This window comes from Pseudomonas sp. HMWF006, assembly GCF_003061205.1.
GTDB lineage: Bacteria > Pseudomonadota > Gammaproteobacteria > Pseudomonadales > Pseudomonadaceae > Aquipseudomonas > Aquipseudomonas monsensis.
Genome location: NZ_QAIU01000602.1, coordinates 1,476 through 5,251, shown reverse-complemented (window position 1 = coordinate 5,251; position 3,776 = coordinate 1,476). Strand labels below are relative to the sequence as shown.

Below are 3,776 nucleotides of genomic sequence, written 5' to 3'. Positions count from 1 at the left end.
CCTTCGGGTCATGTTCGTAACTGTGCACGCGATGTTCGGCACGAACTTTTTTCAACAAGTCCAACGCAGGGGTCATGGCAGCTCCAGGCTTGGCAGACAGAGAAAAATCCTGCGCCGGATTCTAGGCGATCGGCTCACAAAAGGCTCTATTCCAAGCCACGTTTCCCGTGGCCTCCAGCTTTTCTGGGGGCGGGTTGAGAGATGTCGGCGAAGGATCATTCACACGGCCAATAGTTTAATTGTGACCGATGGTTCACTTTCGACCTTTGACAGGTTTGTTTCTTGTCTATATTTTTTCGAATCTGAATAATGTAAGAATTATCATCTCCGCAGCATCCAGCAGTAAACCGGGAACAGGATGGGGATCCTGCCCCGGGGAAAATCGCGCTCTGCCCTGACGGCAAACGCGCCAGACAACAACAAAAAACGAGGTTTTCAATGACAACTGCTTTACAGCAACCATCGCTTTCAAGCCAATGCATGGCCGAGTTTCTGGGGACTGCACTGCTGATCTTTTTCGGCACCGGTTGTGTCGCCGCGCTCAAAGTCGCAGGTGCCAGCTTCGGTCTGTGGGAAATCAGCATCATCTGGGGCGTCGGCGTGAGCATGGCGATCTACTTGACCGCCGGCGTTTCCGGCGCGCACCTGAACCCCGCCGTGAGCATCGCCCTGAGCATTTTCGCTGACTTCGAAAAGCGCAAACTGCCGTTCTATATCCTCGCGCAAATTGCCGGCGCCTTCTGCGGCGCGCTGCTGGTCTACACGCTGTACAGCAACCTGTTTTTCGATTACGAACAAACCCACCACATGGTTCGCGGCTCGGCGGCGAGCCTGGAGCTGGCTTCGGTATTCTCGACTTTCCCTAATCCTGTGCTGTCCACCGCCCAGGCATTTCTGGTCGAGGTGATCATCACCGCGATCCTGATGGGCGTGATCATGTCCCTGACTGATGACAACAACGGCCTGCCGAAAGGCCCGCTGGCGCCGCTGCTGATCGGTTTGCTGATCGCGGTGATCGGCAGCTCGATGGGCCCGCTGACCGGCTTCGCGATGAACCCGGCCCGTGACTTCGGTCCTAAACTGATGACTTTCTTCGCTGGCTGGGGTGAAATTTCCTTCACGGGCGGCCGCGATATTCCGTACTTCCTGATTCCGATTTTTGCACCGATTGTCGGTGCCTGCCTCGGCGCTGCCGGGTACCGCGGGCTCATTGCCCGTCACCTGACCGGCGCCACACCTGCTACAAAGGATGCAGAACCGGCCATTGACGGCAAACCAAGAACTTCTTGAAACAGTCGGCGCGGGTTCCTGCCCATTTAGAGCCCGCGCCCCGGCCCACTCTCCCTTATTTCGTCCAAGGCAATCGACATGACCGACATTCAGAATAAGAACTACATCATTGCCCTCGATCAGGGTACGACCAGCTCCCGCGCGATCATTTTCGACCGCGACGCGAACGTGGTATGCACCGCGCAGCGCGAATTCGCCCAGCATTACCCGCAAGCCGGCTGGGTCGAACACGACCCGATGGAAATCTTCGCCACCCAGAGTGCGGTGATGGTTGAAGCGCTGGCCCAGGCCGGTCTGCATCACGACCAGGTCGCCGCCATCGGCATCACCAACCAGCGTGAAACCACCGTGGTCTGGGACAAGACCACCGGCCGCCCGGTGTACAACGCCATCGTCTGGCAGTGCCGCCGCAGCACCGAGATCTGCCAGCAGCTCAAGCGCGACGGTCACGAAGACTACATCCGTGACAACACCGGCCTGGTCACCGACCCGTACTTCTCCGGCACCAAACTGAAGTGGATCCTCGACAACGTCGAAGGCAGCCGCGAGCGTGCGCGCAACGGCGAACTGCTGTTCGGCACCGTCGATAGCTGGCTGATCTGGAAATTCACTGGCGGCAAGGTACACGTCACCGACTACACCAACGCCTCGCGCACCATGCTCTTCAACATTCACTCGCTGGAGTGGGATTCGAAGATGCTGGAGATTCTCGACATCCCGCGCGAGATGCTTCCGGAAGTGAAGGCGTCTTCGGAAATCTACGGTCGCACCAAGAGCGGCATCGCCATCGGCGGTATCGCCGGTGACCAGCAAGCGGCACTGTTCGGCCAGATGTGCGTCGAACCGGGCCAGGCGAAAAACACCTACGGCACCGGTTGCTTCCTGCTGATGAACACCGGCGACAAAGCGGTGAAATCCCGGCACGGCATGCTCACCACCATCGCTTGCGGCCCGCGTGGCGAAGTTGCTTACGCACTGGAAGGCGCGGTGTTCAACGGCGGTTCGACCGTGCAGTGGCTGCGTGATGAACTGAAGATCATCAACGACGCCCACGACACCGAATACTTCGCCAACAAGGTCAAGGACAGCAACGGCGTGTACCTGGTGCCGGCCTTTACCGGTCTGGGCGCGCCGTACTGGGACCCGTATGCCCGTGGCGCGCTGTTCGGCCTGACCCGTGGCGTACGTGTGGATCACATCATCCGCGCCGCGCTGGAGTCGATCGCCTACCAGACCCGCGACGTGCTCGACGCCATGCAACAGGACTCCGGCGAACGCCTCAAGGCCCTGCGTGTGGACGGCGGCGCGGTGGCGAACAACTTCCTCATGCAGTTCCAGGCCGACATCCTCGGCACCCAGGTCGAGCGCCCGCAAATGCGCGAAACCACGGCACTCGGCGCCGCGTATCTGGCCGGTCTGGCGTGCGGTTTCTGGGGCAGCCTGGACGAACTGCGTGGCAAAGCGGTGATCGAGCGCGAATTCGAACCAAGCCTGGACGAAGTCGAGAAAGAGAAACTCTACAAAGGCTGGAAAAAAGCCGTCAGCCGTACCCGTGACTGGGCGCGTGAGGACGCTGAATAAGCCAACCTGAGTACTCGTATCTGTATGTAACTGGTCGGGAGGAGATTCCTGCGGCATCATGGGCAAATTTTGCACGGCAGCCCAAAGGAAGCCCCATGAATCTGCCTCCCCGTCAGCAGCAAATCCTCGAGCTGGTCCGCGAACGCGGCTATGTGAGCATCGAGGAAATGGCCACGCTGTTCGTTGTTACCCCGCAAACCATCCGCCGCGACATTAATCAGCTCGCGGAAGCCAATCTGTTGCGTCGCTACCATGGCGGTGCAGCCTACGATTCCAGCGTCGAAAACACCGCCTACGCGATGCGCGCCGATCAGATGCGCGATGAAAAACAACGCATCGGTGAAGCCATCGCCGCACAGATTCCCGATCACGCCTCGCTGTTCATCAATATCGGCACAACGACCGAATCGATTGCCCGCGCCCTGCTCAATCACAACCATCTGAAAATCATCACCAACAACCTGCACGTGGCGTCGATGCTCAGTGCCAAGGATGATTTTGATGTGCTGCTGACCGGCGGCAACGTGCGCCGTGACGGCGGTGTGGTGGGTCAGGCGAGCGTCGATTTCATCAATCAGTTCAAGGTCGATTTCGCCCTGGTCGGCATCAGCGGGATCGACGAAGACGGCAGCCTGCTCGACTTCGACTATCAGGAAGTGCGGGTTTCCCAGGCGATCATCGCCAATGCACGGCAGGTGATTCTCGCGGCGGACTCGAGCAAGTTCGGACGCAACGCGATGATTCGTCTCGGGCCGATCAGCCTGATCGATTGCCTGGTCACCGATCAGCAGCCGGTGCCGGCTCTGGCGCAGTTGTTGAGTCAACACAAGATTCGTCTGGAAGTGGTTTAACCCCCCTCAGCATTCCCCTGTGGCGAGGGGATTTATCCCCGTTGGGCTGCGAAG

3 protein-coding genes are annotated in these 3,776 nt (G+C 59.1%); all 3 read left to right on the top strand.

All coding sequences use genetic code 11. From position 1 onward, the window contains the following. Positions 1 to 438 precede the first annotated feature (438 nt). The 3 genes from DBR24_RS27940 to DBR24_RS27930 all read left to right on the top strand — a co-directional run bounded on the left by DBR24_RS27940 (position 439) and on the right by DBR24_RS27930 (position 3,722). Complete coding sequence (locus DBR24_RS27940; RefSeq protein WP_128616320.1) at positions 439 to 1,290, top strand: MIP/aquaporin family protein; 852 nt, start codon at positions 439 to 441, stop codon at positions 1,288 to 1,290. A 78-nt stretch (positions 1,291 to 1,368) separates the two neighbouring features. Continuing rightward, positions 1,369 to 2,871 (top strand): glycerol kinase GlpK, encoded by a 1,503-nt coding sequence (gene glpK / locus DBR24_RS27935; RefSeq protein ID WP_128616319.1) that lies wholly within the window; start codon positions 1,369 to 1,371, stop codon positions 2,869 to 2,871. Positions 2,872 to 2,966: 95 nt separating this feature from the next. Further along, a complete protein-coding gene (locus tag DBR24_RS27930; protein ID WP_007916700.1) occupies positions 2,967 to 3,722 on the top strand; it encodes a DeoR/GlpR family transcriptional regulator in 756 nt (251 codons plus the stop codon). Positions 3,723 to 3,776 lie beyond the last annotated feature (54 nt).

Excerpts from the sequence above, each read along its gene's own strand:
- glpK (WP_128616319.1), top strand. The coding sequence starts at position 1,369 with ATGACCGACATTCAGAATAAGAACTACATCATTGCCCTCGATCAGGGT.
- DBR24_RS27940 (WP_128616320.1), top strand. The coding sequence starts at position 439 with ATGACAACTGCTTTACAGCAACCATCGCTTTCAAGCCAATGCATGGCC.
- DBR24_RS27930 (WP_007916700.1), top strand. The coding sequence starts at position 2,967 with ATGAATCTGCCTCCCCGTCAGCAGCAAATCCTCGAGCTGGTCCGCGAA.